This is a genomic window from Dyadobacter sp. BE31, assembly GCF_031457695.1.
Classification (GTDB): Bacteria; Bacteroidota; Bacteroidia; order Cytophagales; family Spirosomataceae; genus Dyadobacter.
Map to the genome: position 1 here is coordinate 366192 of NZ_JAVDXA010000004.1, position 24894 is coordinate 391085.

Here is a 24894-nt window from a genome sequence, read left to right on the forward strand (position 1 = left end):
CGGAGTTGATCGCTTCGAAAGTATCCGTACCTTTGTGGCATTAAAGGATAAATCCCTTTCCGGAATATGCAACATACGCTCCAATTGACCCTGGCGCCCGAGATCGCGCTGGACGACGACAATTTTCGCCGCTTTGTCATTCAGAAACTGCGCCTGCGCGAAAGCGACAATCCATTCATCCGCAAGACACGCCAATCGATCGATGCCCGTAGTCGGCAAGTGAAAATCAATGTGCAAGCCGAAGTTTACGTAGGCGAAGCGCCGCCCGCATTGGCAGGCACGCGCATCGTGTACCCGGATGTCAGCAAACGCCCGCAGGCATTGATCATCGGTTGCGGACCAGCCGGGATGTTTGCCGCTTTGCGACTGATCGAATTGGGGATTAAGCCGGTTTTGTTTGAAAGAGGTAAGGATGTACGCACCAGGAGGCGTGACCTGGCGGCTATTAATAAGGACCACCACGTCAACCCGGAATCCAATTATTGCTTCGGCGAAGGCGGTGCCGGCACCTATTCGGATGGGAAACTCTACACGCGCTCCAACAAACGGGGTGACATTCGCAGGGTACTCGAAATATTCGTCGCACACAGCGCCAGCGAACAGATCCTGATCGACACCCATCCGCATATCGGTACCAACAAACTGCCGGTAGTAGTTGCTGAAATGCGCGAGAGCATTCTGAAAGCCGGCGGAGAAATTCATTTTGATACCAAGGTCACCGACCTAATCGTCCGCGACAACCGGATTACCGGTGTGGTTACCAATGACAAAGACGAGCACACCGGCATCGGTGTGATACTCGCTACCGGGCATTCGGCGCGGGATATTTATGAACTGCTTCATGCTAAAAACATCCTGATCGAAAGCAAATCCTTCGCGATGGGTGTCCGGATCGAGCATCCGCAGAATACAATTGATAAAATACAATATCACTGCGAGGTGGACCGCGGCCCCTATTTGCCCGCTGCTTCTTATAGTCTGGTCACCCAAACACGTTACAAAGGCGTGCAGCGAGGCGTTTTCTCGTTCTGCATGTGCCCGGGCGGCTTTATCGTCCCGGCGGCAACGGCTTCTGGGGAGGTGGTAGTCAACGGCATGTCGCCCTCGCGGCGGGATTCGCCCTATGCCAATTCGGGCATGGTTGTGACGATCGAAGATGCGGACCTTGTACCTTACAAGGAGTTCGGCCCAATGGCAGGCCTGCAACTGCAACGTGAACTGGAACAGGCCGCTTGCAAGCTCGCAGGAGCCACACAAACAGCTCCTGCCCAACTCGCGGTTGATTTTGTAAAAGGCCGTACTTCTGCCCATTTGCGGGATACATCCTATCAGCCCGGTTTACAATCGGTTGACCTGTACGATGTGCTTCCGGGCCACATTGCATTCCCATTACGCGATGCATTGTCGGATTTTGGCCGCAAAATGCGCGGTTACCTCTCCAACGATGCCCAGCTGATCGGCGTCGAGAGCCGCACCTCCTCGCCCGTACGCATCCCCCGCGAGCGCGAGACCTGCGAGCACCCTCAAATCAAGGGGTTGTTCCCTTGCGGCGAAGGCGCTGGTTATGCAGGAGGTATCATGTCGGCTGCCATGGATGGGGAAAGATGTGCAGAGCAACTGGCGAAGTTGTATGCCGGAGTGCCAGCTTAGCGCATTTACAATCGGCATAAGTAATTGTTATATTTGTGTATATCAATTATAAACATTTATCACACACTAGTTATGCCTGATTTTCCGGATGTTCGGGATGAAGTTTTTCCTTTACAGTCTTGAACATCTACCCATTCACATCCACGTCAGAAATGCCGATGGTACGGCCAAATTTGAAGTAAATCCGGTAAGATTGGTGGAAAGTCATGGAATCAAACCGAAAGACCTGATGCTCGCCGAGGCGTTGGTTGAACAGCATTCGGAACTGATCGTTAAAAAATGGCACGAATTTCATGGTGAATGATTTTAAGATGAAAAAAGCAGAAGCTATGAAGATCAATCGAGTTTGGTTCGACGAAACCAACATATACCTGGTGCTCGACAGCGGTCACACCATCGGTAATCCGCTGGCTTGGTTCAAACGACTGGAAAACGCTACTTCAGAGCAACTGCTTCGATTTGAACTCGGCCCATTAGGCGACAGCATTCACTGGGAAGAATTGGACGAAGATCTGAGTCTCGAAAGCTTTTTTGACTTTAAAAGAGAGCTCAACTACGCAAAGATTTAGGTTTCCTACATTAACTTAGGCGTAATGTTCTGCCACCTAACTCTTCAACAACTCAGCCAACATGGCCGCACTGGAATCATTTTCCGCTTTTACCGAACAACTTGCACATAAACTGAAATTCCCGCTCCCCGGCGAGACGGCCCACCGGGTAATGCAGGCTTCTTCCCGGCTTCGCCTGACTTTCAAACCCAATCACCGCACACGCCGGAGCGCTGTGTTGATCCTTTTTTATCCTTACCAGGGCGAAATCTACTTTCCGTTGATCCTGCGGCCCGCTTATGACGGCGTCCACAGCGGCCAGGTAGCATTTCCGGGCGGGCGATACGAGTTGAGTGATGAGAACCTGATCCGCACCGCATTGCGCGAAGCACAGGAGGAAATCGGCCTGCGGCTGACAGACGTCCGCATCCTCGGTGCCCTGACCGAACTCTTCATTCCGGCCAGCAATTTTCATGTACTTCCCGTGGTAGCTGCCATACCCTACCGCCCCGGCTTCTATCCCGACCCGCGCGAAGTGGAAGATATTTTTGAGATCAAACTCGAAGAAATTTCTGATGTTAATATTATCGGTTCAAGCGATATCCAAGTACGTGGCGAACAGGTACATGCGCCGCATTACATGGTGCAGGGCTATAAAATATGGGGTGCCACGGCCATGATGATCAGTGAGCTGCTGGCAGTGCTGAATGCGCCGGATCCTGCACTTGAAAACTAAGTTTTATCGCTTATTTTGCTATATTAGCAGTTAATTCAACCTGATCTTCCGGTAAACTTCACCCTGTTTCTTTCTTTTTGAATGAGCCAGTCCTCCATGAAGACCGGGAAGCGAATGGCTGATCAACTATTTCTGAATACTTAAAACCTGGTTCCTCCTGCATTTATGGACGAAAACGGAGCTGCGCCCGACGTAGAAGATAGCGGATTGCATGATAAACTGCCCATTTCGGGCTTATACGAAAACTGGTTTCTTGATTATGCCTCTTATGTAATTCTGGAACGTGCCGTTCCGGCGATCGAAGACGGTCTGAAACCCGTTCAGCGGCGCATTATGCATGCGCTCAACGAAATGGACGACGGCCGCTTCAACAAGGTGGCCAACGTGGTCGGCTCTTCCATGCAGTACCACCCGCATGGCGACGCGTCTATTTACGATGCGATCGTCAATATCGGTCAGAAGGAACTGCTGTTCGATACCCAGGGTAACTGGGGCGATATCCGTACGGGCGACGGTGCTGCGGCTGCACGTTACATCGAGGTGCGGCTGTCGCGGTTTGGGAAAGATGTCGTTTTCAACGACGACACCACCGAATGGCAGCTATCCTACGACGGCCGGAAACGCGAACCCATTACGCTGCCGGTTAAATTCCCGCTATTGCTTACGCTGGGTGTGGAAGGTATCGCGGTGGGCTTGTCGACCAAAATACTCCCGCACAACTTCTGCGAGCTCATCGAGGCGTCGATCACAATCCTCCAAGGCAAGGAGGTGACGATTTACCCCGATTTTCTCACGGGCGGCCTGGTGGATGTCTCCAACTACAACGACGGCCAGCGCGGCGGAAAAGTACGGGTACGTGCCAAAATCGAGGAAGAGGATAAAAAGATGCTCGTCATCCGCGACATTCCTTTTGGTACTACCACTACTTCCCTCATCGAATCGATCATCAAGGCGAACGACGCGGGTAAGATCAAGATCAAAAAAGTAGTGGATAATACCGCGGCGGATGTGGAAATCCAGGTGCATTTGGCGCCCGGCGTTTCACCCGACATTACGATGGACGCTTTGTATGCGTTCACGGAATGCGAGGTATCCATTTCGCCGAACGCGTGTATCATCATTGCAGAAAAACCGCATTTTGTCGGCGTAACCGACATTTTGAAATACAATACCCAGCAAACCGTTCACCTCTTGCAGCGCGAGCTGGAAATCAAGCGGCTGGCCTTGCTGGAAAAGATTCTTTACGGCTCGCTCGAAAAGATATTCATCGAAAACCGCATTTACCGCGATATCGAAGAATGCGAGACTTTCGAGGCTGTGATCCGTACGATCGACAAAGGTCTGGAGCCTTACAAGCCACAGTTTTATCGCGAAATCACCGACGACGACATTGTAGAACTGACCGAAATCCGCATTAAGCGTATCTCGAAATACGACGGTTTCAAAGCCGACGAACTGATGCGCAAATGGCAGGAAGACCTCGCCGAAACCGAGGATAACCTGGCACACATTACCCGGTTCGCGATCGAGTATTTCCGTGAGCTGTTAAAAAAATACGGCAAAGGAAGAGGCCGAAGAACCGAAATCCGCGCATTCAACCAGATTGCGGCCAATGTGGTGGCGGCCAATAATCAGAAACTGTACGTCAACCGGGCGGAAGGTTTTATTGGTTATGGGTTGAAAAAGGATGAGTATGTGATGGACTGCTCTGATATCGACGACATTATCGTGTTCCGGGCCGATGGCCGGTGTGTGGTTACCAAAGTGCAGGATAAGGTGTTTGTCGGCAAAGACATTATCCATTGTGCCGTTTTCCTTAAAAATGATGAAAGGAAGGTCTATAACATGGTATATGTCGATGGTAAAACGGGCGTTTCGTATGCGAAGCGCTTCCAGGTTACTGCCATCACGCGCGACCGCGAGTACGAGCTCACGCAAGGCACACCGAAGTCGAAGATTACCTATTTCACAGCGAATGATAATGGTGAAGCCGAGATCATTACGGTGAACCTTCAGGCGCAAAGCAAAGCCAAGGTCAAGCAGTTTGACTACAATTTTGCCGAGCTATTGATCAAAAACCGCAGCGCGATGGGTAACATTCTGACGAAATACCCTGTGCGGAAACTCACATTGAAATCAGCCGGCCGCTCTACACTGGGCGGCGTGGATATGTGGTTCGATCCGATAATCGGTCGCCTCAACCGCGACGAGCGCGGTGAATACCTCGGCAACTTCGGCCCGAGCGACAATATCGTGGTCATTTACAAAGACGGCAGCTACGAGCTCACCAACTTCGACCTGACGAACCACTACGAGCCGCACGAGGTATTGCTGGTCAAAAAGTTCGACACCAAGCTTCCTATTACCGCCATTTACTTTGACGGCGGCCAGAAACAGCATTTTATCAAAAGGTTTAATATCGAGACTTCTTCGCTCGACAAGAAATTCCTTTTCATCAGCGATGCCAAAAACAGCAAGCTGATCCTCGCCAGCACGGATATTCGTCCGAGACTGGAAATCGTTTATCCTAAAACGGCACAGAAAGAGCAGACCGTCGAGGAATACCTCGTGGAAGATATGGTCGATATCCGCGGCTGGCGTGCTCAAGGGAACCGCATCCCGAACGACAAGTTCAAGGACATCCGCTGGCTCGAACCGCTCGCTGTGCCCGTAGAAGAGCCAGCCGAGGCGTCGGGCGCCGAACCGGCAACTGACGAAGCCGACGACAACGGCCCCGAAACTTCCGAAGAAGCCGCGACAGATGAGCTTGCGAATGCTTTGACCGAAAATACTGTTATTCCGGAAGACGGCGGAGATGGTGCGGAAGATACCGGAAGCGCGGAAGAAGCGGATAGCGGCGAAGTGTCGAAAGGCGAGTCAAAACCTAAAAAAGAGGGCAAAAAAGGCTCGGATCCAAAAAGTCAGCTCGGATTGTTCGAATAAGGCCCGGCAACAAAAATACCCACCGAATGCGTATATCTGCTTTGAACGCCGATATGCGCATTCCGGCAGAATTTCCAGGAACTGAAAATTCAACAGGCAACGCGTGCACAGGTGAAAAAATTGATCAAAATCATATTAGCCTTATTATTTGCCTGCATGGTTTTCATCTTGCTTTGTAATTTCTGGGTAGTATACTGTACGCGCCAGTACTCCTATTTCTCCATTGAAAGCCTCCCGCCCAACGACGTGGCGCTGGTGCTCGGCACCAGTAAAAAGTCTGAAAAAGGGACCGAAAACCTCTTTTTCAAATACCGGATGGAAGCCACTGCCCGGCTTTTCAAAGAGGGGAAAATCAAATACATCATCCTTAGCGGCAACAACGATTCGCAATACTATAATGAACCGTTGGATATGCAGCGGGCGCTGTTGAACCTGGGCATTCCCGAAAACGTGATGACGCTCGATTACGCCGGCTTCCGCACATTCGATTCGATCGTGCGTTGCAAAAAGGTTTTCAATCAGGACAATTTCACGATCATATCGCAGAATTTCCACAACGCGAGGGCACTATACATTGCTCACAATGAGGGCATTAATGCAATATCATTTGCAGCACAGGATGTCCCCGACGGCTATTCTTTCCGCACGCTCGTGCGCGAGTACCTGGCCCGCCCGAAGGCCGTACTCGACGTCCATATCCTGCGCCCCGCAGCGGACGTGACTTCCAATATTCAAATTGGTAAAAATGAGCATGACGAATGAAGCTGCGCCGGAACATTGCCGCTCTGCTTCTGCTCGTTAGCCTTATGGGTACAAAAGGCTTTTCACAAACCAGTTATATTGCCAAAGGTCGCATTACCGACGCCTCCACCGGCGATCCCATTCCTTTTGCCAATATTGGCATCCGTGGGCAGCTTGGCGGCACCACGACCAATTTCGATGGTATTTACGAGCTCAACTTCAAGCCGCCCGCCGATTCCGTCACTGTAACGTACGTCGGCTATACGAGTCGGAGCAAGGCCATTATGCCGAATCAGCGCGAACAGGTGATCGACGTCCAGCTTTCGCCCGGTACCACGCAGCTTCGCGAGGTGAAAATCCTGGCGGGTGAAAACCCGGCCTATGCGGTCATACGCAAGATTGTGGCGCATAAAAAGGCCAACAACGCCGACGAACTCACGGCCTATGAATATGAGGCTTACAACAAAATCCAGATCGACATTGATAATCTTTCGAAAGGGTTCAGAAATCGCAAACCGGTCAAAAAAATGACCCATGTGCTCGAAAAATTCGATGAAGTAAAAGGTGAAAACGGCGAAACGATCATCCCGATCTTTATTTCAGAATCGGTTTCGGATGTTTTCTACCGCCGCGATCCGCAGAAAAAGAAGGAGGTTATTAACAAAACAAAAGTTTCGGGCGTGGGCCTTACAGACGGCAGCGTGGTTTCACAGCTCATCGGCTCCACATTTCAGCAGTATAATTTCTACAACAACTGGCTGAATATCCTGCAAAAGGACTTCGTATCGCCCATTTCCGATAGCTGGAAGCTCTATTACGAGTATTACCTGGCCGATAGCGTCTACAATGGTACCGGCTATGATTATCACATCGATTTTGAGCCGAGACAAAAACAAGACCTGGCATTCACAGGAACCATGTGGATCGACGGGCAGACATTTGCATTGACGCAAATTGACGTGAACGTGGACAAGCAGGCGAACCTCAACTACATCGACCGCATTAAAATCCAGCAGTCGTATGAGTTGTCGGACGATGAAAAGACCTGGCTCCCGCACAAGACGCGCGTACTGATCGACGTCGATGAACCCACCCCGCAGGCCGCGGGGATGCTCCTGAAATTTTATTCGGCCCAATCCAAATACAAACTGAATGCACCCCGCGCGAGCCGATTTTACGACACCGCGATTGAGCTGGCAGAAGATTATCGCGACTATGATTCGACTTTCTGGGCCAGAAGCCGTCCGGAGGGCCTCAGCCCAACGGAAAAACTGACTTTCGAGCTGATCGACTCGCTGAAAGCCCTGCCGGTGGTAAAAACCTACACCGAGCTGCTCAATATCTTTGTGAACGGCTACAAAAGGATCGACAAATGGAACATCGACCTTGGGCCTTATCTGTTTTTGTATGCCAATAACAAGGTGGAGGGGCACCGCTTCCGCCTCGGCTTCCGGACCGATCCGGGATTCAGCAAAAAGTGGATTTTCAGCGGTTACGGCGCATATGGTACCCGCGACCGTGAGTTCAAATATGGCGGCGGGCTCGATTACATCATCAGCCGAAAACCCTGGACAATGGCCGGTATCTCCTATTCGAAAGACCTCGAAAGGCTGGGACTTTCTCCCGAGGCCATCGGCCCGAGCACTATTTTCGGTGCATTGTCACGATTCGGGGCATTCCGGAGACCTTATTGGCAACAGGACATTTCGACGTATTTCAAAAGAGAGGTTGTCAAAGGACTTACCGGCAGCGTGCAGCTCCGCCACCGCACTTTCGATCCGCTGTTTGATTTCACTTACCGCACCAATCCGGCGGTTGGCGACAATTCGCCGGTGAAGAGTGCATTCGACATTACGGAAGTGAATTTCGAGGCACGGCTGGCGCAAAAAGAAACCTTTCTTCTGAATGATAACGAGCGTATCAGCATGGGGAATGGCAACTCTCCCGCATTTACACTGCGCTACACGCACGGGTTCAAGCATTTGCTGGGCGGGGATTTCAATTACAACAAGTTTTCTTTCAACATCCGGCAGAGCTTCCGCGCGGGCGTTATCGGACGTACTTATTACAATGTCACGCTCGGCTATATTCCTTCCACCCTACCCTACCCCCTGCTTTACACGCCGCTGGGCAATGAGTCGTTCTTTTATGTGGAAAATGCATTCAATCTCATGCGCTATTTCGAGTTTATCAGCGACCGGTATTTTGCATTGCGCATGGAGCACAATTTTGAAGGATTTATATTAAACCGCATTCCCGCGATCCGGCGGCTGAAACTGCGGATGCTGGCTACGGGAAGGTTGTTTTATGGCGATATCAGCGAAGCCAACGAGAAGCTTACCACCACAACCGACGAATCGGGCAAACAGGTGCTGGCATTCAGCCGGCTCAATTCGAAACCTTACATCGAACTCGGCTACGGGATCGACAACATCTTCCGCACAGGCCGCGTCGATTTCATCCACCGGCTCACCTACCTGGATAACCCGAATGTGACGCCTTTTGCGGTGAAGATTTCCTTCTGGTTTAAATTGTAGGGATTATTAAATGCTTTTGAGGTCTTTGGAAGCGTAGGTCAAATGTACTTCCTGCCCGATTTCGAGGTCCGGTTTGTTTCGGTAAAAGGATAGCTGCTCCTTTCCTTTTATACAACGGATCTCCCAGTGGTTGCCATGAAAACGCATGGTTTCTACCTTGCCTACCCAACGGCTTTTCTCCGGGTTACGCGTCGGTTTGATCTTTTCCGGGCGAATGTAAAACTGCTTTGGGTGTTTATCTCCGGTGATCCAGTTAATATCACCCGTCAGTTCGGCTACATAGCTGTTGACGGGATTGTTGTACACCTCCTGCGGCGTTCCGATCTGGATAATGCGGCCATCGCGCAGCACCGCTATCCTGTCCGACCAGGCCAATGCGTCAGCGGCTTCATGTGTGACGAATATGCAGCTCATTTTCTGCTGCTTGCGCAGGCGCTCGATGGCGTCCGCGAGAACGCGGCGGTTGTGGTTGTCCAAATGCGCAAAAGGTTCGTCGAGCAAAAGTACATCCGGGAGTTCCGCAATCGCTTTGGCAATGGCCGTGCGCTGCTTTTCGCCACCGGAAAGCAATTTGGCCTTTCGGTCTTTGACGTTTTTCAATGCGGTGGTTTCCAAAAGCTCTGCAACTTTTTCAAGGCGGTAATCGGGCTCGTAAAAGCGCAGGGAATAGGCGATATTTTCCTCGACCGTCTGGTTAGGAAACAACTCGAACTCCTGGTGAATGAGCCGTATCGCCTCGTGGCCGGGCATGAGCTCGCTCGCGACTGGTTTGAGTAATTGCCCTTTGAAAAAAACATCACCCTGCTCCGCATCCAGGAAACGCCCCAAAATGCGTAGCAAGGTGCTTTTCCCCGACCCGCTTTCGCCCAGGATACCCAGCCACTCGCCCGGTGCGAGGTCAATATCAACGCCGGCAAGGACTGTGTCGCTACCAAATGTTTTGGTGATCTGCTGTGCGCGCAAGGTCGGTCGGGACTGTTTCATGCTCAGGCCCAGGTGATTTTTTCTTCGATGGTGCTGTTGCGGCGTACCGGCGTTTCAGGCGCATTGTGGTAGCCGAGGTAATAAAGGCCGAGGCATTTCTGACCTTCGGGCAGGCCGAGGTACTCGCCCAGCTCCTTCAATACCGCGGGGCTGCTCCAATACGAACCGATTCCGTAAGCGGTAGCGGTAAGCCACATATTTTGTACTGCGCAGGCTACCGCTGCGGTTTCTTCCCATTCGGGCAGGTCGTTCGGGTGGAGCTGCGCATTGATCGCGATCACGCAAGCCGATTTCAGGATCTTCTCACCCGCAGCCTCGTAGCGCGCTTGTGAGAAGGATTCAGCCGGTGTGTTGTTGCGGTAACGCTCCATGAAAAAGCTGGCCAAATGCTGCAATTTCTCCTGGCCGCGAAACACGATGAAGCGCCAGGGCTCGGTGCGCTTATGGGTAGGTGCGTAGTTGGCATTTTCAAGAATATTCTCGATGACCTCCTGCGGGATCTCTTTCTGAATGTAGTTCGGTGGAAAAATGGCCCGCCGTGTGCGGATGATATGATTAATGGTTTCTACTGTCTGTTCCATTACAAATTGTTTTACTACTCAAAATTGGTCAGGGGGCAAAACTAACGATTATACCCAAAATTTACCCAGAACTCGTGCTACTTTGCCGTTAAACCATTATTTTCAGCCTCCTCTTCTACAAAACCTGTAATTTGGCCGGCCAAAATCAACACCAATCAAACCTGAAATCGCATGCTTGTTACTACTACCCCGAATATCGAAGGTAAAAGAATCACTAAGTATATCGGACTGGTGAATGGTGAAGCCATTATCGGGGCCAACTTCGTCAAAGACTTCCTGGCAGGCATACGCGATGTCGTAGGCGGGCGATCGGGCTCATACGAGCAGGGCCTGCGCGAGGCCAAAAGCATTGCGATCCGCGAAATGATGGAGCAGGCCCAGCGCCTGGGCGCCAATGCGGTGATCGGCGTGGATATCGACCTCGAAACGATTGGAAACGGAAGCTCGATGCTCATGGTGAGCGCCAACGGCACTGCGGTGTGCTATGAGTAATAGCTGAGGCCGCTTGCCGCACCCGGTGCATGGCAAGCGGCAAGCGGTTATCAGAATACGCCGCGGGCGATCTGCGACACGTTGTCGGATTTGCCCATGGTATAGAAATGCAGCACAGGCACGCCGTAAGCCAGCAGCTCCTTGCATTGCTGAATGCCCCATTCGATTCCTACCTGACGCACTTCTTTATCGTTCGCACGTTTTTCAACTTCTTTGACCAGATCCTGCGGAAATTCCAGGTGGAAAATGTCCGCCAGGACCGTCAGTTGCTTTCTGGTCGATAATGGTTTCAAACCCGGAATAATGGGCACGGTGATACCTTCGGCTCGGCAGCGTTCTACGAAACTGAAATACTTCTGGTTATCGAAGAACATTTGCGTCACAATGTAATTGGCGCCCAGCTCGATTTTCTTTCTTAGAGCCGCAAAATCCGAATCGAACGACGCTGCATCCAAATGCTTTTCGGGATAGCCGGCTACGCCGATGCAGAAATCGGTCGGTGACATTTCGGTTTCCGCGTGGAGCAGGATTCCCTTGTTCATATTATCTACCTGTGTGACAAGCTCTGAGGCGTAGGTATGCCCGCCTGGTTTCGGCCGGAAAACACCTGCCGATTTCTCAGGATCGCCGCGCAGCACGAGCACATTGTCGATGCCCAGGTAATGCAGGTCGATGAGCACATCTTCGGTTTCGTCTTTCGTGAAGCCGCCGCAAATCACATGAGGCACCGCATCCACCTTGAAGCGTTCCATCAGGCGCGCGCAAATGCCGACGGTACCCGGGCGCTTGCGGATGGGGATGCGTTCGATACTGCCGTCCGGACCGACCCTGTCGATCAGCTCTTCGCGGTGGTACGTCACGTCTACAAAAGGGGGATTGAACTCCATCAAAGGCTCAATAGAATTCAGCAGCTCATTGATATTCTGACCTTTCAGTGGGGGAATGATCTCGATGGAGAATAAGGTCTTTCCCTCCGCGCGGCGAATGTACTCGGTAACTTTGGTCATTGGGGAATGATGTGGTGTGTTGTAAAGGAGTACAAAGAAAGCAAAAAAAATGGCCTACCGCATTACAGTAGGCCATTCCACGTAAACCCTCCTCTATCAGTGTTCGTCAAAAATGTTAATTGGGTTGCTGACAGGGCGTCAGTCCCAAAGCAACAATTTGCTTGACTGAATACTAATAACTAAAATTCTGTGCCAAATTAGGAAAGAAAGCGTTTACGAGCAATTTATATCAAACTTTTTTTATCGAAATGTAGATTAGTTACTACAATTTTCCTCTAAGATCCTGTTTCAACCCTGTTTTAACACATTTTACGGTTACATACAGTGTTTACTATTTCAACACTTTTGGGAAACGATTCCCCAAAAGGTTACACATTTTGTAGTTATTACTGATTTGGCCTCGTCATTTCAATATGTTCGATGGCATCTTCGAGGTAAACATCCCCCGACTGCCTGAAACCGAACGACTCATAGAACCTTTTGAGGTACAGCTGAGCGCCGATCCGGATCGGGACATTGCCATACAATTCTTCCAGTTTTTGAATGGAAACGTTGAGCAGCTCGATGCCGTACCCTGCCCCGCGGCCTTTCGGCGAAACGACGATCCGCCCGATCGCCGGATATTCGTACGACAAACCGGGTGGAACAATGCGCGAGAAGGCCATGAGCTCGCCGTCGCGGTAACCCGAAACGTGGTGGCTGCGCTGATCTTTGTTATCCGCATCGAGATAACAGCACCGTTGTTCGCGTACGAAAACCTCGCTGCGTAGCCGTAGTATAGCGTAGAGTTCCGTTGTAGTCAGTTCGTCGAATGTTTGAAAGCGCCAGTCGAGTTGATAATCCATGAAAATTGGAGTAAAAGAATTTATTTTATCTGATATTGACCGTTTTTATAAATTTGCGGCACAATTGAAAATACCAAGGTACCAACATTAAAATAACTAATAATACATTATAAGTATGGGAAGGGCTTTTGAATACAGAAAGGCACGGATGTTCAAGCGGTGGGACAAGATGGCCAAAACGTTCACCAGGATTGGTAAGGAGATCGTTCTTGCCGTGAAAAACGGTACTGCCGATCCGGCCACCAACTCCAAACTCCGGGTACTGCTGCAAAATGCCAAAGCGGTGAACATGCCCAAAGAGACCGTAGAAAGAGCTATTAAGCGTGCCACTTCGAAGGATCAGGAGGATTACAAGGAAATGGTGTATGAAGGTTACGGCCCGCACGGGATCGCCATCCTCGTTGAAAGTACGACCGACAATCCTACCCGCACCGTTGCGAACGTAAGAAGCTACTTCAACAAGCTCGGTGGAAGCCTTGGCACAATGGGCATGCTCGACTTTATCTTCGACCGCAAATGCATTTTCAAGATCAAAAATACCGGCAAAGATATCGAAGAGCTGGAATTTGAATTGATCGATGCGGGTGGTGAAGAGGTATTCCTCGATGAAGAAACCGGCCTTATCAACATTTATGGTGAGTTCCCCGCATTTGGTGCGTTACAGCATTATTTTGAAGAGAACGGCTATGAGATCGTGGAGGCGGATTTCGAACGCATTCCGAACGATACCAAGACATTGAGCGACGAGCAGATTGCCGAAGTCGAGAAACTGATCGAGAAAATCGAAGAAGACGACGATGTGGTACGTGTGTTCCACAATATGGCTTAATGCAATGCCACGATCCGGTGTTGTTTTTTCATAAATTCAAAAAAAGTCCCGGGCTCTTTGCCTAACAGCGAGGCACCGACGGGCGACGAAGATGAGACTGCTATGACGGTCTCATTTTCTATTTTAACGGCCCCCAGGCTTACCGCGATCAGGAACCAGCCGGCTGTTGTTTCCAGCAGCGATCCTACGGCGCTGCGGGCGGGCGCGTCACCTTCGCCGATCTTTTCGAGTATGAGTCGTTCCTGGCGTGCCTGCTCGTACTGGCGCGCGTGCATATTGCGATCGAGCTGGCCCATCGAGCGCGAGGTTTCATACTTGTCCCCCATCGAGCTCTTTCCCTGATCGTTCGCCGATTCCTGCGCTGCTTCCATAGCAGCCCACGCCACCTGCATGCGCTCATCGAGAAGCGATTTTACGTGGGCGATCACCTTTGCTTTATCCATTTTTCAGAAGAGTATTTGCAACCTTCCGGCGAAAGTGGCCGGAAGGTTGCAAATATAATGAGGTACCGGGCAATATCTTATCTGCCTTGCGGGCAACCCACCATTCTACAAATAAATCAAACTATATCAGTCTCAGACAATAAATACTTCTATTTACAGGCCTTCAAAAAACCGTAATAATGCAACCTCTGTAAAACTATTTCTCACGGTTCCCAGAGCTGTATTTAATAGGCACGCCATTAACAACAAACACGCTGAATATCAGTCAATATACATCAAAATAACTGCCAGTTCATTAGCATTTCACCCGCAATAATTTTAATTTCTATCAGAAAAATCCCCCTCTATTATCATGAAATATTTATACTACACATTATCGCTGGCGGTATGGGTTTCATGTACCGTTTGCCTGGGCCAGTCTATCAAAATCAATGAGTTAATGGCCTCGAATTCTTCTTCATATCTCGATGAGACCGGTTCCGATGAAGACTGGATCGAACTTTACAATGCGGGTGCGGTAGCCGTCGACCTGGGTGGCTATTACGTTACCGACGATGCGGGTGAGCTGAAAAAATTTCAATTACCGACTGGCACAGGCGACCTTGTGATCCAGCCGGGCTCCTTCCTGATCCTGTGGGCGAGCGGCGTACCGTCACGCGGGCCCAAACACCTGGGCTTCGGCCTCAGCGGCGATGGCGAGCAGTTTCTGCTGGTAGCACCCGATGAAACGATTATCGATCAAATCGATTTTCCGAAACAGCGAACGGACATTTCCTACGGCCGGAAAACCAATGGCGCTTCCGAGATCGTGTATTTCTCCCCTTCTTCGCCCAATGCAAGCAATGTAGCGGCCAATTCCTACACGGGTTTTGCGTCCCCGCCGGTGATGAGTGTCGAGAGCGGCTTTTTCCAAAGCAATTTTATACTGACAATTTCCACGGCAGTACCGGGCGCAGAAGTGTATTATACAACCGATGGCTCGCAGCCCGATAAAGACAACATTACGGCTCCCGGCAAGGCATATCAATACAAAAACCAATATCCGAAAGATCCCGGCCAGCCGACGGGCCCTACCTTCACCAACTATTTCCTGACGCTGAAACAGAATTCGCCTGTTAGCATCCTGATTTCCGACAAATCGTCGCAGCCGGACGTGTATGCAGCCATTTCGGCTACGAACGATAACACGCCTACCTACACATTCGTACCTGTAAAGCCGGTGTACAAGGGCACAGTCATTCGCGCGAAGGTTTACGAAGCCGGGAAGCTGCCCAGCGAGACTGAATCGCGTACGTACCTGTTCACGCCCGACGGTCAGCCGAAATCGCAGCTTGCCGTATTCTCGATCAAAACCGACCCGGACGATATGTTCGACTATGAGGACGGCATTGGCGTGGCGGGAAAGGATTTTGTGGACTGGCGTAACGCCAATCCCGGTGCGGGGTCGTTCGGCATGCCGGTGGGTAACTATTATCGTCACACGGAAATTCCATCGAATGTGGAAGTGCTGATCAACGGCAATGTCGTGATTAACCAGGACCTGGGCTTGCGCATTCACGGGCAGGGGTCGAGGACGCACGACAAGAAAAGCTTCCGGCTGTACTCCACCGGCCCCAATGCCTCGCAGAGCAATATCGATTACCCGCTTTTTCCTGCATTGCCATTTCACACTTTCAAGAGAGTTATTCTTCGGAATTCGGGAAATGATTATGAGCGAACACTCATGAAAGACTCCTACATCCACCAGATCGCCAAGGGGCTGGATATGGAATTGCAGGAATACCGGCCCGTTACCACCTACCTGAATGGCGAATACTGGGGCATTCACGATTTGCGGGAGCGGCAGGATGAATACTATTTCGCAAGCCATTATGCCCTCGAACCCGAGAATATCGAGTTTTTTGCAGACCCCGACATTGAAAACGACTCGGGGCACTATGGCGACTTATCCAATTTCATTAAAACCCACAACATGGCCGACGCCGCCAATTATGACTATGCGTTGGCACGGATGGATATGGATAATTTTATCGACTACTGCATTCTCGAACTCTACTGCGCCAACTGGGACTGGCCTTACGGCAACGTCAACTACTGGCGTCATAAAGTACCCTATAATCCGTCAGCGGGAAAAGGCAGGGACGGACGCTGGCGGTGGGCGCTGTTCGATGTGGACCTGAGCTTCGAGGATGTGGATGCAAACCAGTTTTCCAAAGCATTGGGCGCACCGGATTTTCTGCTGCAATATCTACTGCCTAACCTTACTTTCCGGAACAAGTTCATCAACCGCTACGCCGACCTGATCAACTCCCATTTCCAGCCCGCGCGGCTTCTTGCCCAGATAGACGTCTGCAAAAACCTGATCGCGAGCGAAATACCGAGAAACATCGAGCGATGGAACCGCCCTTCGAGCTATGCGACCTGGGAATCGAACGTGAATCTGATGGTAAACTTCGCCACCAACCGGCCCGGCGTTGCGCGGAGCCATATTCAAAGTCAATTCAACCTCAGCGACGGCCAACGGTCGGTTACCGTCAACGTTTCTAACCCGGATCAAGGCTACGTACGCGTCAATACGATCGACATCCTGCCGACAACGCTGGGCATCGCGGCCAACCCGTATCCGTGGACCGGCACTTATTTCAAAAACGTGAATATTGCATTAACCGCCATACCCAAGCCCGGGTACAAATTCCTGCAATGGGAAAACTCCACCAACCAGGTAGTTTCCAATACCGCAACGATCAGCTTTGCCCCCTCCTCCACCGCACCCTATTTCCGGGCCGTATTTACCGTGGATGTGGCGCCCGTGCAGGTACCTGCACCCCTCGATGCGGGCGCTTGCGTGTACAACTTCAATGCCTGGCTTGCCTCGGCCGCCTCGGGTACCTTTCCCGATAACATGCGGTTTGTATACATGGAAACCGACGACCCGGGCCTGACCTCCAACGTCGTCGGTTTTACCAATGGTGTATACAATCTCACCAGCCGCACACGGATCAATGGTTTGGGAGATGCCGGCATTTCATTTATCAATACGGGTAATGCCGCCGGTAACCCAGGCTACCCGGGGATGAAACTCGGCGGTGCGATTCTGGCATTGAATACCATCGGAAAGAAACAAGTAAGCGTAAAATGGACCGGCGGCACGATAACACCCAACACCAGGCCGTACGCGATCCGGCTGCAATACCGTATTTCCGACACGGGGCCATTCACGGACGTGCTTAATGCCAGCAACCAGCCGGTAGAATATGTGAGGTCCGCCACGGCGGGCCATGAGCAGGTACTCAACTGGGTGGTGCTCCCGGCGGCCGCATTGGAACAACCTTACGTTCAGCTGCTATGGCGGTATTACTGTACGGATCCCATCGCCACCGGGGCCAGGGATGAGCTGCGCCTCGACGACATTGCCGTGCAAACTTGCTCCAACCCGCTGCCTGTTACCCTGGTGAGTTTCAATGCAAATGTAATCGAGGAGAAGGTGTTGCTGACCTGGACTACTACCGAGGAGAAAAACAGCGACTACTTCGAAGTTGAGCGCTCTCACGATGCAAGCACGTGGGGCAATATCGGCCGCATTACCGGAAAGGGGACATTAAGGGCCATTAATATCTACCGCCTGGAAGATGCTCAGCCGCTTCCAGGAACAAGTTATTACCGGCTCAAACAGACAGATACCGACCGTTCCTACACTTACTCGCATATGGTGTCGGTACGGCGCCCTGATTTTGCTGCAAGTGTATTCCCGAGCCCCGCCGATAATGTCCTGTATATCAAACTGCTCAATCAGAAAGACCGGTTCAGCTACATCATATCCGATGTTTCCGGAAAAATCCGGTTACGCAGTTATGCCGCGCAAGGGCGATCGTCGATACCTGTGGGAAGCCTTACATCAGGACTATACCTCATCCGGATTCAGAACAACGACGGCACTTCTACCGCGCTCAAGTTCATCAAGAAGTAAACGCCGCGTGAACCTCTGGCCTTGTCCGCCAAGGTCAGAGGTTCGCTATTTCGCTGATCGTTGCGCCGGAAATGATTTTGAGTTCGACAAAATTTCGCCCGAATTTTCGCATTGACCGCTTCCTTATTATCTTTGCCAAACTTTCTTGAATACAACCAATGACACAACTTTCGGTCCGGCACTTACTTGGAATCAAAAACCTGAACGAGAACGACATTCAAACTATCTTAGATACAGCGACTCAGTTCAAAGAAGTCATTAACCGGCCCATCAAGAAAGTCCCCTCCCTTCGCGACATTACCATTGCCAACGTTTTTTTCGAAAACTCCACCCGCACCAGACTTTCTTTTGAGCTCGCGGAAAAAAGGCTTTCTGCCGATGTGGTTAACTTTTCGGCTTCCGGCAGTTCGGTCAAAAAGGGAGAAACATTGCTCGACACGGTCAATAATATCCTGGCCATGAAAGTGGACATGATCGTGATGCGTCACAGCAGTCCGGGCGCACCGCATTACCTCTCGACGCGCATCCCTGCGAACGTCGTGAATGCGGGCGATGGCACACACGAGCATCCGACGCAGGCGCTGCTCGATGCGTTTTCGATGCGTGAAAAACTGGGTGACCTGGCAGGTAAAAAAATCGCGATCATCGGCGACATTACCCACTCGAGGGTGGCATTGTCAAACATATTCTGTCTGCAAAAACTCGGTGCGGAAGTGATGGTATGCGGCCCTTCTACATTGATCCCTAAGCATTTGGGGGAACTCGGTGTAAAAATCGGGCATAATGTAAAAGAGGCGCTGCAATGGTGCGACGTGGCCAACGTGCTGCGTATACAGCTGGAACGGCAGCAGATCAAATACTTCCCGTCGCTGCGTGAGTATTCGTTGTATTACGGCATCAACAAGGCCATGCTCGACGAGCTGGACAAGGAAATCGTGCTCATGCACCCGGGCCCTATCAACCGCGGCGTGGAGCTTTCTTCTGATGCGGCCGATTCCCAGCATTCCATTATTTTGAACCAGGTAGAAAACGGGGTGGCCGTGAGAATGGCCGTGCTTTACCTTCTGGCTCAGCAATAATCAGCATCTTACTTCTTTTCGCTTTCTCCCGAGAAGGCCTTTGTCCCATACTTTCTGAATGTAATCGGGTGAGTAAGGCACTTTGCATTCGGTATTCCCCAGGTTGACTTTCACCTTCCCGATCCTTTTGCCGACTTCCATCGCTTTCTCCGCCAGCGGCGCATAATACGAGCGCACGGCGATCACGAAGCCATTCATAACATATCGGACCTGGTTTGGCGCCGAATGTACCTCGCGCTCGACACGGTTTAGCAACCCGTCAATTTCCTGCTTATCGAGCTGATCGTCCGGTGTCAATGCCATAACGTAGCCCCAGGTTGCCCATCCGGCATCCGCCGTGAGTTCGTCGTCGGATTCGATCCATTTCCGGGCCATTTCAAATTTGTAGGGGCTTTCCGCAGCGTTCCAGGCAACCGTATACTGGCTGATCATATGCCAGGAAGCGCCTTCAATCCATTCGTCGAGTACTTCGGGCGTCATCAATGCAGGCTTCGACATCAGCCCGGCCAGGTACATCGCATCCGAGTTACCAGTTTTGAACAATTCGAGCGCCAGCTGGTGGTTGTTTCTATACCTTTTCAAAATCGGCTTCATATCCCCGATCCTGACACCGTAAATCGGTTCAACTGCCCCGTGATTCTTCATCGTTTTAAGCGTCTGCTCCGTCGCCAGCATCGCCAGCTCGTTCATGATTTCCTTCACCTGCTCCATTTCCGGGCGATTTGTTTTTCATTCAAAATATAATGTTTTTAAAGAAAAATTTACTTTTCATCCCATTCTAAAAATACTCCCATCATGGCTTATAACGAAGGTATGCTCCGCGACGGCGCGCTCGAAAACCGGACGATCATCGTCACCGGCGGCGGTACCGGGCTCGGAAAATCGATGGCCGCCTATTTCCTCCGCCTCGGCGCGAATGTGGTCATTTGCAGCAGAAAAGAAGATGTCCTCCAAAAAACAGCGTCGGAACTCAGCCAGAGCACAGGCGGCAAGATTCTTTACGTAGCATGCGATGTGCGGAAAACCGAGCAGATCGAAAATGTGATCGCGAAAGCCGTTGAAGCATTCGGACAGGTTGATGGACTGGTCAATAACTCCGCAGGGAATTTCATCAGTCCTACCGAGCGGCTTTCCTATAAAGCGGTTGACACCGTCGTCGATATTGTGCTGCGCGGCACCTACTACTTTACCCTGGCTTTGGGTAAATACTGGATTGAGAACCATATCAAAGGCTCGGTACTCAACATCGTAACCACCTACGCCACCACCGGTTCGGGCTGGGTTGTACCGTCGGCCATGGCCAAGGCCGGCGTACTCACGATGACCAAGTCGCTCGCATTCGAATGGGGACGGCATGGCATACGCCTCAATGCGATCGCGCCCGGCCCGTTTCCGACAAAGGGAGCCTGGGATCGTCTGTTCCCGGAAGAACTCGCTACCAAATTCGCATTCGAAAACCGCATTCCCCTCGCGCGGACGGGCGAGCACCAGGAACTGGCCAATCTGGCTGCCTATCTGATTTCAGATTTCTCGGCCTATATGACGGGTGAAGTGATCACACTCGACGGCGGTGAAGTACTGGCCGGAGGCCAATTCAATTTCCTGAAAGAAATCACTGACAATCAGTGGGATGCCATCGAGGAGCAGATCAAATCGGCTACCCGTGGCGGTAAGAGTCCGGAATAAAAATTTTATTACCGTTTTATTGGGTAATTTTGCCCGTTCGTTCGTTATTTGACAAACGATGAATACACGTACATGAGAACAAATCTTCGCTTTTGTATCCATATAATGTCTGTTTTGGTGATGGCCGGGTGCGCATCATCCAATAAGTCTATGAAGCAGATTCCCGAGGCGCAGGTACGGCCGACGGAGCAACAGCAGGCGCCAGCACCGGTGAATGAGGAGCTCTCTCTGGTGGCTATTCAAAGCAAGTATTTGTTGAAAGACACGACGCAGACGTCGGTTTTTCTGTATGTGGATGCCTTCAAAGGAAAAAATCCGATGGGCGTCGCCGATTTTGTAAAGCTGTATAATCTCAATTACGTCATCTATTCCGACTACGGAACACGCGAACGACTGGGTTACGGCAACGTGAAGCTCGATTCGACAAACGTTTCCCGCATGGGCGATAAGATCGTGATCTCCTATGAGCTTAAAAGCCCTAACCGCGACTACGGTGTGCTCCTTAGCGAAATCAGCCAGACCGGGACGTTGAAAAAAGTACTGAACGACCTCACGATCCGTTTCAAAAAGCTGGCTGTAAACCAGATGTACGGCGTTTACACAGGCAATTCGACGCAGCCATTGCAGAGACATTATATCAGTTCCAACGAGCAGTTTACGATCAAAAAAGCCGGCGAAAACGCCGAACAGCTGCACGTTTACTACTACAATCATGATTTCGAACCGGCTGGATCGCCGATGAACATCGCTCCGAAGAACGTAAGCAAATCGCTCGAAGTGGATAGTACTTTCATGATCAGCGCCGACCAGCCGCTGCGATTCACGAAAGAAGGTCTTTACAATATTTTCGCAGACACCACTCAATCGGAAGGCCTTGGTATTCTGGTGGTGAATGAGCGCTTTCCTAAGGTTACGCGCCCGCAATTGTTGCTTGGTCCATTGCTTTACATGAGCACCAACAACGAGATCAACGAGATCAAGAAGGCCGAGGATTATAAAAAGGCTTTGGATAAATACTGGCTAACGCTCATGAACGGTAATGCACCACTTGCGCAGCAATCGATCCGTTCATTCTATGGGCGCGTCGAGGAAGCCAACCAGCTCTTTACCACCTACAAAGAAGGCTGGAAAACCGACAAAGGAATGATTTACATCGTGTTGGGCCCGCCAGACAAAGTACAGCGCAGCAAAGACCGCGAGGTGTGGACGTACGATCACAGAGGCAACGCCCAAAACGTCAATTTTACATTTAACAGAAGAAACAATCAATTTGTGGATGATCATTATGAACTGGTTCGCTATGCCGAGTACCAGCCGATTTGGTATCCAGTAGTAGAAGCATGGAGAAACGGAAGTATACGGTAAGAAAACCAGCCCCCAGACAGTCCCAGGCCGATATGGTTTTTGGTACGCAGTCGGTACTTGAAACCCTTCGTTCGGGCAAAGAAATCGAACGGTTATTTATTCAGCGCGAGTTCGGACTTGCGGAGATTGAAAAACTCGCCAAAGAACTTGGCGTACCTTATCAGCGTGTACCGGTTGAGAAACTGAACCGGGTAACCCGCAAGAACCACCAGGGTGTAATCGCATTTGTATCGCCCATTCAGTACATGCCTTTGCACAACGTGCTTACACAGGTGTATGAGGATGGCAAAACCCCGCTCCTGCTCCTACTCGACCGCGTTACCGACGTCCGTAACTTCGGTGCGATCGCGCGCACGGCCGAATGCGCAGGCGTGCAGGCGATCATCGTCCCCACGAAAGGCGGTGCACAAATCAATGCCGATGCGATGAAAACCTCTTCGGGTGCGCTAAACTTCCTGCCCATTTGCCGCGAACCTAATCTGTACGAAACGCTGACCTACCTGCGTAACAGCGGCTTGCAGATCGTTGCGTGTACTGAAAAAACAGACAAATCGCTTTATGATATTGATTTCTCTGTCCCAACGGTGATCATCATGGGCTCAGAGGAAGATGGTATTTCCAAAGAATTCATTGACCTCGCAGACAGCGGCGCGAGAATCCCGCTCGCCGGGCAAGTGGAATCGCTGAATGTATCCGTTGCGAGTTCTATTATTCTGTATGAAGCTGTGAGGCAGAGGATAAAGATCTGACAATAAGACTTGTTTTTCAGATAAAAGTCTTATATTTGTGTAACACCTGAACCGGCATTGGATTGCAACTCCTCTAAGCACGTCAGGTGTTTTTTATTCTAACGGGTCCCAGTGCAATGTTTCCGTGATAGAGTAAAGGAAATGTTGCTTTTGAACGGTTACCTGAATATTGAAATAGGCGGTGCTCCCGCCTATTTCTGTTTCTAGATAATGATATCCTAAGACGTGCTCCTTCGGGTGTGTCTGGTAGGTTGTAAAACCGATGTAAGTAGCAGTAGCAAGTGCTTCTTCCAATCCGTCCATAATCAGATTTATCTTGTCCAGATAGGGACTGAAAGGCTGATTAATACATTCCTTTATACCAGCCATATTAAACTTGATCTCGGCATCAAGCTCCTCGCGATATATCCCGGTATTGGTCACTACTAACTTCTCTTTCGCTCGTTCTTTGGCCAATCGCCGAAGGGTTTTAAAATCCATCTGTAAGTTTGTTGATGATGAAACTTTACAGAGGAACTATTTGAGTAGATAATGAGAAGCTAATTTAGAAATAATTCACCACTCTCACTCTTGCCGGAAACTCTTCATAATCCAGCCGCCTCCTACCACATCATCGCCTTCATAAAAGACAGCGGCCTGGCCTGGTGCAATGCCGTTGACGCCATCATGGAAGCGGGCCACGATTTGATCCGGGCCGGTTTGTTCGATGATCGCCGGGGTACCGTCGTGTTTGTACCGCACTTTGGTGACGGTTTCGAGCGGCTTTTCGATGGATTCGTATTTTTGGAGATTCAATTTGCTCACATTCATGCCGTCGCGGAAAAGATCGGGCATATCACCCAGCACTACTTCGTTGGTATCTTTCCGGATTTCCGTCACGAAAACGGGGCGACCTAATGCGATACCGAGCCCTTTGCGCTGACCGACGGTGTAGAATGGGTAACCTTCGTGCTTACCTACCACGGTACCATCCGCGTAGATGAAATTACCACCTGCCACTTCGGCTTCCAGCCCGGGAATGCGCCTTTTCAGAAAGCCGCGGTAATCGTTATCCGGCACAAAGCAGATTTCGTAGCTTTCAGATTTATTGACCAGATCAATAAACCCTCTTTCGCGCGCCATTTCCCGGATTTCGGTTTTGTGCAAATAACCTAACGGCAGCTTGGTACGGGCAAGGCTTTCTTGCGACACGCCCCAAAGCACATAGCTCTGATCTTTCCAGGCATCAATGCCTTTGGAAACATAGTGGCGGCCGTTGTTGAACTGCATATTGGCATAGTGCCCGGTAGCGATAAACTCGCAATCGAGCCTGTCGGCGCGACGGAGCAGTGCGTCCCATTTGATGTGGGTATTGCAAAGCACACAAGGGTTAGGCGTGCGGCCTTCGAGGTATTCACCTGTGAAGTGGTCGATTACGTAATCGCCAAACTCGGCGCGGATATCGAGAATATAATGCGGGAAACCCAGCTCCACCGCGATATTGCGTGCATCGTTGATAGAATCCAGCGAACAACAGCCGGTTTCTTTCTTGGTACCGCCACTGCTGGCGTAATCCCAGGTTTTCATGGTCATTCCGATGACCTCATAACCTTGTTCGTGGAGAAGGACAGCTGCGAGCGAGCTGTCGATGCCGCCGCTCATAGCGACAAGAATGCGTCCGTGTTTACTCATCGTAGTAATCTGGCGAAGGTTGAATGCCTTCCGATTTTAAT

Annotated in this window: 22 protein-coding genes; 14 read left to right on the forward strand and 8 right to left on the reverse strand. The window is 50.8% G+C overall.

Annotated features, from left to right (window positions below):
- The first annotated feature begins 66 nt into the window (after nt 1-66).
- From J2Y43_RS22180 to J2Y43_RS22210, 7 genes are all read left to right on the forward strand, one after another.
- Nucleotides 67-1650 carry an FAD-dependent oxidoreductase gene (locus J2Y43_RS22180; RefSeq protein ID WP_309987258.1) on the forward strand — a complete coding sequence of 528 codons (1584 nt, stop codon included), beginning with the start codon at nt 67-69 and terminating at the stop codon, nt 1648-1650.
- 97 nt (nt 1651-1747) lie between these two features.
- Complete coding sequence (locus J2Y43_RS22185) at nt 1748-1954, forward strand: DUF4160 domain-containing protein (RefSeq protein WP_309987255.1); 207 nt, start codon at nt 1748-1750, stop codon at nt 1952-1954.
- A 25-nt stretch (nt 1955-1979) separates the two neighbouring features.
- The gene (locus J2Y43_RS22190; RefSeq protein WP_309987252.1) at nt 1980-2219 is read left to right on the forward strand and encodes a DUF2442 domain-containing protein; all 240 of its coding nucleotides are present in this window, start codon (nt 1980-1982) and stop codon (nt 2217-2219) included.
- A 61-nt stretch (nt 2220-2280) separates the two neighbouring features.
- Nucleotides 2281-2934, forward strand: coding sequence for a CoA pyrophosphatase (locus J2Y43_RS22195; RefSeq protein WP_309987250.1), 654 nt, complete (start codon nt 2281-2283; stop codon nt 2932-2934).
- 165 nt (nt 2935-3099) lie between these two features.
- The gene (locus J2Y43_RS22200) at nt 3100-5877 is read left to right on the forward strand and encodes a DNA gyrase/topoisomerase IV subunit A (protein ID WP_309987247.1); all 2778 of its coding nucleotides are present in this window, start codon (nt 3100-3102) and stop codon (nt 5875-5877) included.
- A gap of 156 nt (nt 5878-6033) precedes the next feature.
- Nucleotides 6034-6639: a vancomycin high temperature exclusion protein gene (locus tag J2Y43_RS22205; protein ID WP_106597453.1), complete on the forward strand. Its 606-nt coding sequence runs from the start codon at nt 6034-6036 to the stop codon at nt 6637-6639.
- On the forward strand, nt 6636-9155 hold the full coding sequence (locus tag J2Y43_RS22210; protein ID WP_309987243.1) for a DUF5686 family protein: 2520 nt from the start codon (nt 6636-6638) through the stop codon (nt 9153-9155). The genes J2Y43_RS22205 and J2Y43_RS22210 overlap by 4 nt, the downstream gene beginning before the upstream one ends.
- A 6-nt stretch (nt 9156-9161) precedes the next feature.
- Here the strand turns inward: J2Y43_RS22210 and J2Y43_RS22215 are convergent, their stop codons facing one another.
- On the reverse strand, nt 9162-10139 hold the full coding sequence (locus J2Y43_RS22215) for an ABC transporter ATP-binding protein (RefSeq protein ID WP_309987240.1): 978 nt from the start codon (nt 10137-10139) through the stop codon (nt 9162-9164).
- A 2-nt stretch (nt 10140-10141) separates the two neighbouring features.
- Nucleotides 10142-10720 (reverse strand): nitroreductase, encoded by a 579-nt coding sequence (locus J2Y43_RS22220; protein ID WP_223403588.1) that lies wholly within the window; start codon nt 10718-10720, stop codon nt 10142-10144.
- A 171-nt stretch (nt 10721-10891) separates the two neighbouring features.
- Here J2Y43_RS22220 and J2Y43_RS22225 point away from each other — a divergent pair, with 171 nt between their 5' ends.
- Entirely contained in the window at nt 10892-11212 is a 321-nt protein-coding gene (locus tag J2Y43_RS22225) for a heavy metal-binding domain-containing protein (RefSeq protein ID WP_090377922.1), read from the forward strand.
- Nucleotides 11213-11262: 50 nt separating this feature from the next.
- Here the strand turns inward: J2Y43_RS22225 and metF are convergent, their stop codons facing one another.
- Nucleotides 11263-12219 (reverse strand): methylenetetrahydrofolate reductase [NAD(P)H], encoded by a 957-nt coding sequence (gene metF / locus J2Y43_RS22230; RefSeq protein WP_309987231.1) that lies wholly within the window; start codon nt 12217-12219, stop codon nt 11263-11265.
- 386 nt (nt 12220-12605) lie between these two features.
- The gene (locus J2Y43_RS22235; protein WP_309987228.1) at nt 12606-13064 is read right to left on the reverse strand and encodes a GNAT family N-acetyltransferase; all 459 of its coding nucleotides are present in this window, start codon (nt 13062-13064) and stop codon (nt 12606-12608) included.
- 115 nt (nt 13065-13179) lie between these two features.
- Between J2Y43_RS22235 and J2Y43_RS22240 the strand changes: the two genes are divergently transcribed.
- Nucleotides 13180-13893: a YebC/PmpR family DNA-binding transcriptional regulator gene (locus tag J2Y43_RS22240; protein WP_223403594.1), complete on the forward strand. Its 714-nt coding sequence runs from the start codon at nt 13180-13182 to the stop codon at nt 13891-13893.
- Here the strand turns inward: J2Y43_RS22240 and J2Y43_RS22245 are convergent.
- Nucleotides 13890-14336, reverse strand: coding sequence for a transcription elongation factor (locus tag J2Y43_RS22245; protein WP_223403596.1), 447 nt, complete (start codon nt 14334-14336; stop codon nt 13890-13892). The two genes, J2Y43_RS22240 and J2Y43_RS22245, sit on opposite strands and share 4 nt — an antisense overlap.
- Before the next feature lie 352 nt (nt 14337-14688).
- On the opposite strand from J2Y43_RS22245, the gene J2Y43_RS22250 reads away from it, so the two are divergent.
- Together J2Y43_RS22250 and J2Y43_RS22255 are read left to right on the forward strand one after the other, a co-directional pair.
- Nucleotides 14689-18303 (forward strand): CotH kinase family protein, encoded by a 3615-nt coding sequence (locus tag J2Y43_RS22250; RefSeq protein WP_309987220.1) that lies wholly within the window; start codon nt 14689-14691, stop codon nt 18301-18303.
- A gap of 158 nt (nt 18304-18461) precedes the next feature.
- The gene (locus J2Y43_RS22255; protein ID WP_019940609.1) at nt 18462-19382 is read left to right on the forward strand and encodes an aspartate carbamoyltransferase catalytic subunit; all 921 of its coding nucleotides are present in this window, start codon (nt 18462-18464) and stop codon (nt 19380-19382) included.
- Here the strand turns inward: J2Y43_RS22255 and J2Y43_RS22260 are convergent, their stop codons facing one another.
- Nucleotides 19383-20093: a DNA alkylation repair protein gene (locus J2Y43_RS22260; protein WP_309987217.1), complete on the reverse strand. Its 711-nt coding sequence runs from the start codon at nt 20091-20093 to the stop codon at nt 19383-19385.
- An 84-nt stretch (nt 20094-20177) separates the two neighbouring features.
- On the opposite strand from J2Y43_RS22260, the gene J2Y43_RS22265 reads away from it, so the two are divergent.
- From J2Y43_RS22265 to rlmB, 3 genes are all read left to right on the forward strand, one after another.
- Entirely contained in the window at nt 20178-21068 is an 891-nt protein-coding gene (locus J2Y43_RS22265; RefSeq protein ID WP_309987214.1) for an SDR family oxidoreductase, read from the forward strand.
- Between the two features lie 150 nt (nt 21069-21218).
- A complete protein-coding gene (locus J2Y43_RS22270) occupies nt 21219-22433 on the forward strand; it encodes a GWxTD domain-containing protein (protein WP_309987211.1) in 1215 nt (404 codons plus the stop codon).
- Entirely contained in the window at nt 22409-23182 is a 774-nt protein-coding gene (gene rlmB, locus J2Y43_RS22275) for a 23S rRNA (guanosine(2251)-2'-O)-methyltransferase RlmB (protein WP_309987208.1), read from the forward strand. The genes J2Y43_RS22270 and rlmB overlap by 25 nt, the downstream gene beginning before the upstream one ends.
- A gap of 93 nt (nt 23183-23275) precedes the next feature.
- Here the strand turns inward: rlmB and J2Y43_RS22280 are convergent, their stop codons facing one another.
- Both J2Y43_RS22280 and mnmA read right to left on the reverse strand, forming a co-directional pair.
- The gene (locus J2Y43_RS22280) at nt 23276-23662 is read right to left on the reverse strand and encodes a hypothetical protein (protein WP_309987205.1); all 387 of its coding nucleotides are present in this window, start codon (nt 23660-23662) and stop codon (nt 23276-23278) included.
- 84 nt (nt 23663-23746) lie between these two features.
- Entirely contained in the window at nt 23747-24853 is a 1107-nt protein-coding gene (mnmA, locus tag J2Y43_RS22285; RefSeq protein WP_309987201.1) for a tRNA 2-thiouridine(34) synthase MnmA, read from the reverse strand.
- Nucleotides 24854-24894: the final 41 nt, after the last annotated feature.

Bases quoted from the DNA above. Each gene is read 5' to 3' on its own strand.
- J2Y43_RS22225 (WP_090377922.1), top strand. From the start codon at position 10,892: ATGCTTGTTACTACTACCCCGAATATCGAAGGTAAAAGAATCACTAAG.
- J2Y43_RS22235 (WP_309987228.1), bottom strand. From the start codon at position 13,064: ATGGATTATCAACTCGACTGGCGCTTTCAAACATTCGACGAACTGACT.
- J2Y43_RS22205 (WP_106597453.1), top strand. From the start codon at position 6,034: ATGGTTTTCATCTTGCTTTGTAATTTCTGGGTAGTATACTGTACGCGC.
- J2Y43_RS22185 (WP_309987255.1), top strand. From the start codon at position 1,748: ATGAAGTTTTTCCTTTACAGTCTTGAACATCTACCCATTCACATCCAC.
- J2Y43_RS22265 (WP_309987214.1), top strand. From the start codon at position 20,178: ATGGCTTATAACGAAGGTATGCTCCGCGACGGCGCGCTCGAAAACCGG.
- J2Y43_RS22240 (WP_223403594.1), top strand. From the start codon at position 13,180: ATGGGAAGGGCTTTTGAATACAGAAAGGCACGGATGTTCAAGCGGTGG.
- mnmA (WP_309987201.1), bottom strand. From the start codon at position 24,853: ATGAGTAAACACGGACGCATTCTTGTCGCTATGAGCGGCGGCATCGAC.
- J2Y43_RS22260 (WP_309987217.1), bottom strand. From the start codon at position 20,093: ATGGAGCAGGTGAAGGAAATCATGAACGAGCTGGCGATGCTGGCGACG.
- J2Y43_RS22245 (WP_223403596.1), bottom strand. From the start codon at position 14,336: ATGGATAAAGCAAAGGTGATCGCCCACGTAAAATCGCTTCTCGATGAG.
- J2Y43_RS22270 (WP_309987211.1), top strand. From the start codon at position 21,219: ATGAAGCAGATTCCCGAGGCGCAGGTACGGCCGACGGAGCAACAGCAG.
- J2Y43_RS22210 (WP_309987243.1), top strand. From the start codon at position 6,636: ATGAAGCTGCGCCGGAACATTGCCGCTCTGCTTCTGCTCGTTAGCCTT.
- J2Y43_RS22255 (WP_019940609.1), top strand. From the start codon at position 18,462: ATGACACAACTTTCGGTCCGGCACTTACTTGGAATCAAAAACCTGAAC.
- J2Y43_RS22195 (WP_309987250.1), top strand. From the start codon at position 2,281: ATGGCCGCACTGGAATCATTTTCCGCTTTTACCGAACAACTTGCACAT.
- J2Y43_RS22180 (WP_309987258.1), top strand. From the start codon at position 67: ATGCAACATACGCTCCAATTGACCCTGGCGCCCGAGATCGCGCTGGAC.
- J2Y43_RS22220 (WP_223403588.1), bottom strand. From the start codon at position 10,720: ATGGAACAGACAGTAGAAACCATTAATCATATCATCCGCACACGGCGG.
- J2Y43_RS22200 (WP_309987247.1), top strand. From the start codon at position 3,100: ATGGACGAAAACGGAGCTGCGCCCGACGTAGAAGATAGCGGATTGCAT.
- J2Y43_RS22280 (WP_309987205.1), bottom strand. From the start codon at position 23,662: ATGGATTTTAAAACCCTTCGGCGATTGGCCAAAGAACGAGCGAAAGAG.
- J2Y43_RS22250 (WP_309987220.1), top strand. From the start codon at position 14,689: ATGAAATATTTATACTACACATTATCGCTGGCGGTATGGGTTTCATGT.
- J2Y43_RS22215 (WP_309987240.1), bottom strand. From the start codon at position 10,139: ATGAAACAGTCCCGACCGACCTTGCGCGCACAGCAGATCACCAAAACA.
- rlmB (WP_309987208.1), top strand. From the start codon at position 22,409: ATGGAGAAACGGAAGTATACGGTAAGAAAACCAGCCCCCAGACAGTCC.
- metF (WP_309987231.1), bottom strand. From the start codon at position 12,219: ATGACCAAAGTTACCGAGTACATTCGCCGCGCGGAGGGAAAGACCTTA.
- J2Y43_RS22190 (WP_309987252.1), top strand. From the start codon at position 1,980: ATGAAGATCAATCGAGTTTGGTTCGACGAAACCAACATATACCTGGTG.